Genomic DNA, 3,982 nt, shown 5'->3' with positions numbered 1-3,982 from the left:
AATCGGGACGACACATCACGAGAGCGGAACCGGGAGGAGGAATAGTCCTTCCGGTTCACAGCGTCCTCGCTGTGTTTTTCAAAGGAACCTCGCCCCGATCATGACGACCGGAGACGGGGTATCAACTAATCTGGCGTTGATTTTTGGCACGCTGTTGAGTTCTCAAGGAACGGTCGCTTCCTTTGTACTCACCCTCTCGGGCTTTCCTCCGGGCTTCCCTTCGGTGTTTCCGACTCTATCAGATCTTTTCTCGATCCGATTTCCTCGGTGCTTTCCAGGTTCCCGCTCCGCTTTCGCTTCGCGTTTCCCTTTCCGGCGGTTCCGACTCTATCAGATCCTTTCGGCGTCTGACTCCCAGTCAGGGGGGTTTGTCTTCCCGGCCCGCTGGGCCGTTCCGACGAGTGAGACTTTAGCGGATTCCCGGCCTCCGAGCTAATCGGGGGCCTCGTCCTTTCGAACGCGGATTCCTCATTTCGCAAATGCGCACGCCAATACATTCGGCACCGAAGTGACGATGAGTGGCTGGGACTTGCGGAATGGCTGTCCGGGGACCGACCTAGATCGGCGCTCACGTCGGACAACTCGGAGAACACTACGGATCGAGGTAGGGCGTGTCAACTCGCTGCCGTGAGGTTCAGTCCTTCTTGCCGGAGGCGAGTTCGCGGCTGCGGTCGCGGGCGGCTTCGAGGGCGGCGATGAGGGCCGCGCGGACGCCGTGGTTCTCCAGCTCGCGAATGGCGTTGATGGTCGTACCCGCCGGGGAGGTGACGTTCTCGCGGAGCTTGACCGGGTGCTCGCCGCTGTCGCGGAGCATCACGGCGGCGCCGATCGCGGACTGGACGATGAGGTCGTGGGCCTTGTCGCGGGGCAGGCCGAGCAGGATGCCGGCGTCGGTCATGGCCTCGACCAGGTAGAAGAAGTACGCCGGACCCGAGCCGGACAGGGCCGTGCAGGCGTCCTGCTGGGACTCGGGGACCTGGAGCGTCTTGCCGACGGCGCCGAAGATCTCCTCGGCCGTGGCGAGGTGGTCGGAGGTGGCGTGGCTGCCAGGGGAGATGACCGACATGGCCTCGTCGACGAGGGCGGGGGTGTTGGTCATGACGCGCACGACCGGTGTGCCCGCGGCCAGGCGTTCCTCGAAGAAGGAGGTGGGGATGCCGGCGGCGCCGCTGATGACCAGGCGGTCGGCGGGAACGTGCGGGGCCAGTTCGTCCAGAAGGGTGCCCATGTCCTGTGGTTTGACCGTGAGGATCAGGGTGTCGGCGGTCTTGGCGGCCTCGGTGTTGGTGACCGGGTTGACTCCGTAGCGGGCGCGGAGTTCCTCGGCACGTTCCGGACGGCGGGCCGTGACCAGGAGGTCGGTGGGGGCCCAGCCGGCGCGGATCATTCCGCTGAGCAGGGCTTCGCCGATCTTGCCGGTGCCGAGGACTGCGACTTTCTGGCTCATGGGGGCCAGTCTGGCACCGGGGAGTGGGGGGTGGGGCGGCCGTCCGGTGGGCGGAACAGCGTGTTCACGCCGTCCGTCGGCGCAGTGTCGCCGCCCCCAGGACCAGGACCAGGAGTGCGCAGCCCGCGACGATCAGGACGTCGCGCACGAAGGTGGTCGTCATGTCGGTGTGGTGGAGGACCTGGTTCATGGCGTCGACGGCGTAGGACATCGGGAGGGCGTCGGAGACGGCTGTCAGGGCGGGGTGCATGTCGGAGCGGGGTGTGAACAGGCCGCAGAGGAGGAGCTGGGGAAAGATCACCGCCGGCATGAACTGGACCGCCTGGAACTCCGAGGCCGCGAACGCCGAGACGAAGAGGCCGAGGGCCGTGCCGAGCAGGGCGTCGAGGAGGGCCACCAGGAGAAGGAGCCAGGGCGAGCCCGTCACGTCCAGGCCGAGGAACCAGACCGCTAGGCCGGTGGCCAGGGCCGACTGGACGATCGCGAGGGCGCCGAAGGCGAGGGCGTACCCGGCGATGAGGTCGGCCTTGCCGAGGGGCATGGCGAGGAGGCGTTCGAGGGTGCCGGAGGTGCGTTCGCGCAGGGTGGCGATGGACGTGACCAGGAACATCGTGATCAGCGGGAAGATGCCGAGCAGGGAGGCGCCGATGTTGTCGAAGGTGCGGGGGCTCCCGTCGAAGACGTAGCGCAGCAGGACCAGCATCAGGCAGGGGACGAGGATCATCAGCGCGATCGTGCGCGGGTCGTGGCGGAGTTGGCGCAGGACCCGGGCCGCGGTGGCGATGGTGCGGGAGGCGTTGAGCGCGCCGGTGGGGGTGACGGGGGCGGTCGTACTCATCGGGTCGGCTCCTGGGTGCGTGATACTGCGGCGGCTTCGTCCACGAGGCGGAGGAAGGCCGCTTCGACGGTGTCCGTGCCGGTGCGGGTGCGCAGGGCGTCGGGGCTGTCGTCGGCGAGGATCTCGCCCTCCCGCATGAGCAGCAGGCGGTGACAGCGCTCGGCCTCGTCCATGACGTGGGAGGAGACGAGGAGGGTGGTGCCGCGGGTGGCGGCGAGCTGGTGGAAGAGGTGCCACAGGTCGCGGCGGAGGACGGGGTCGAGGCCGACGGTCGGTTCGTCGAGGACGAGGAGTTCGGGGGCGCCGAGCAGGGCGACGGCGAGGGAGACCCGGCCGCGCTGGCCGCCGGAGAGGGTGCCGGCGAGCGCGTCGGCGTGGCTGCTGAGGTCGACGTCGGTGATGGCTTGGGTGACATGTTCGTGGCGCCGTTCGGCGGCGGCCCGGCCGGGGTCGAGGATCGCGGCGAAGTACTCCAGGTTCTGCCGGACGGTCAGGTCGTCGTAGACGGAGGGGGCCTGGGTGACGTAGCCGACGCGGCTGCGCAGGGCGGGGTGGCCTGCCGGGTGGCCGAGGACGTCCAGGGTGCCGGTGACCTCCGCCTGGGTGCCGACGATGGCGCGCATGAGGGTGGACTTGCCGCAGCCGGAGGGGCCGAGGAGGCCCGTGATCCGGCCAGGCCGGACGGTGAAGCCGAGGTGGTGCAGGACGGTGCGCCGGCCGCGGACGACGGTGAGGTCGTCGGCCCGGACCGCATTATTCATCATGCGATGAATAATTGGGCCGGGCGGGCCGTGGAGTCAAGGGGCGTGGAGTCAGGGCGTGGAGTCAGGGCATGGAGTCAGGGCATGGAGTCAGGGGGTGGGGCTGCGAGTGGGGGCGGGAGCGAGGGCGATGAGCAGGAGGACGTCGTACGTCTCCTCCACGATCCCGTCCGCGAAGACCTCCAGCAGCCGGGCACGCTCCTCCTCCAGGAAGGCGGCTCTGCGGTCCTCGGGCATCACCAGGAAGTCCGAGTGGCTGCCGACGTTGGCGAGGTGCGTGTCGACCGGGACGCGGCGGCTCCAACGGACCTCTTCGCGGACGAAGTCGAGGCGTCCGCTGGGGTCAGCAAGGTCGGTGCTTCCCCGGGCGGAGCGTTTCTTGGCGGCGAAGTCCACGCCCAGCAGGCGGCCTTTGCGGTCGGCGGCCTCGCCGATCCAGTCGACGTCCAGGGCCTCGGTGTTCCACCACAGCGCCAGCGCGCCGCCCGGGCGCAGTACGCGCAGCACCTCCGGCACCGAGCGGGTGGTGTCCGTCCAGTGCCAGGCCTGGGCGTAGGTGACGAAGTCGGCGTGTGCGTCGGCGACGGGGAGGGCGTTGCCGTTGCCGCGCACGATCGGGATGTGCGGCAGCCTGCGGCGGAACTCGGCGGCCATGCCCTCGCCGGGCTCGACAGCGAGGACGTCGGCGCCGCGGTCGTGCAGGAGGGCGGTGGAGATGCCGGTGCCGGCGCCGACGTCGACGACGGTGGCGCCGGTGAGCGACCGGCCGGCCAGTTCCTCGACCGCGTCGAAGAGGGCGGGCGGATAGGAGGGGCGGTGCGCGGCGTACTGGGCGGCCGCGGCGTTGAAGGAACGCGCGCGGAGGGCGTGTGAGGGCGGGGTCTGGGGCGGGGGCGTCGTGGTCATACGGCCATGGTGGTCGACACGGGGGGCGGG

Annotated in this window: 4 protein-coding genes; all 4 read right to left on the bottom strand. The window is 69.5% G+C overall.

Features of this window, described 5'->3' with window-relative positions:
• Positions 1 to 634: 634 nt before the first annotated feature.
• The 4 genes from proC to BIV25_RS45950 all read right to left on the bottom strand — a co-directional run bounded on the left by proC (position 635) and on the right by BIV25_RS45950 (position 3,952).
• The gene (proC, locus tag BIV25_RS45965) at positions 635 to 1,447 is read right to left on the bottom strand and encodes a pyrroline-5-carboxylate reductase (RefSeq protein WP_071378565.1); all 813 of its coding nucleotides are present in this window, start codon (positions 1,445 to 1,447) and stop codon (positions 635 to 637) included.
• Positions 1,448 to 1,511: 64 nt separating this feature from the next.
• Entirely contained in the window at positions 1,512 to 2,285 is a 774-nt protein-coding gene (locus BIV25_RS45960; RefSeq protein WP_071378564.1) for an ABC transporter permease, read from the bottom strand.
• Positions 2,282 to 3,049 carry an ABC transporter ATP-binding protein gene (locus BIV25_RS45955; protein WP_071378563.1) on the bottom strand — a complete coding sequence of 256 codons (768 nt, stop codon included), beginning with the start codon at positions 3,047 to 3,049 and terminating at the stop codon, positions 2,282 to 2,284. The genes BIV25_RS45960 and BIV25_RS45955 overlap by 4 nt, the downstream gene beginning before the upstream one ends.
• Positions 3,050 to 3,136: 87 nt before the next feature.
• Entirely contained in the window at positions 3,137 to 3,952 is an 816-nt protein-coding gene (locus BIV25_RS45950; RefSeq protein ID WP_071378562.1) for a class I SAM-dependent methyltransferase, read from the bottom strand.
• Between the last annotated feature and the right edge of the window lie 30 nt (positions 3,953 to 3,982).

Source organism: Streptomyces sp. MUSC 14, assembly GCF_001866675.1.
In the GTDB taxonomy this organism is placed as follows: domain Bacteria; phylum Actinomycetota; class Actinomycetes; order Streptomycetales; family Streptomycetaceae; genus Streptomyces.
The sequence above is the reverse complement of the archived record's forward strand: the minus strand, read 5'-3'. Positions and strand labels throughout refer to the sequence as shown.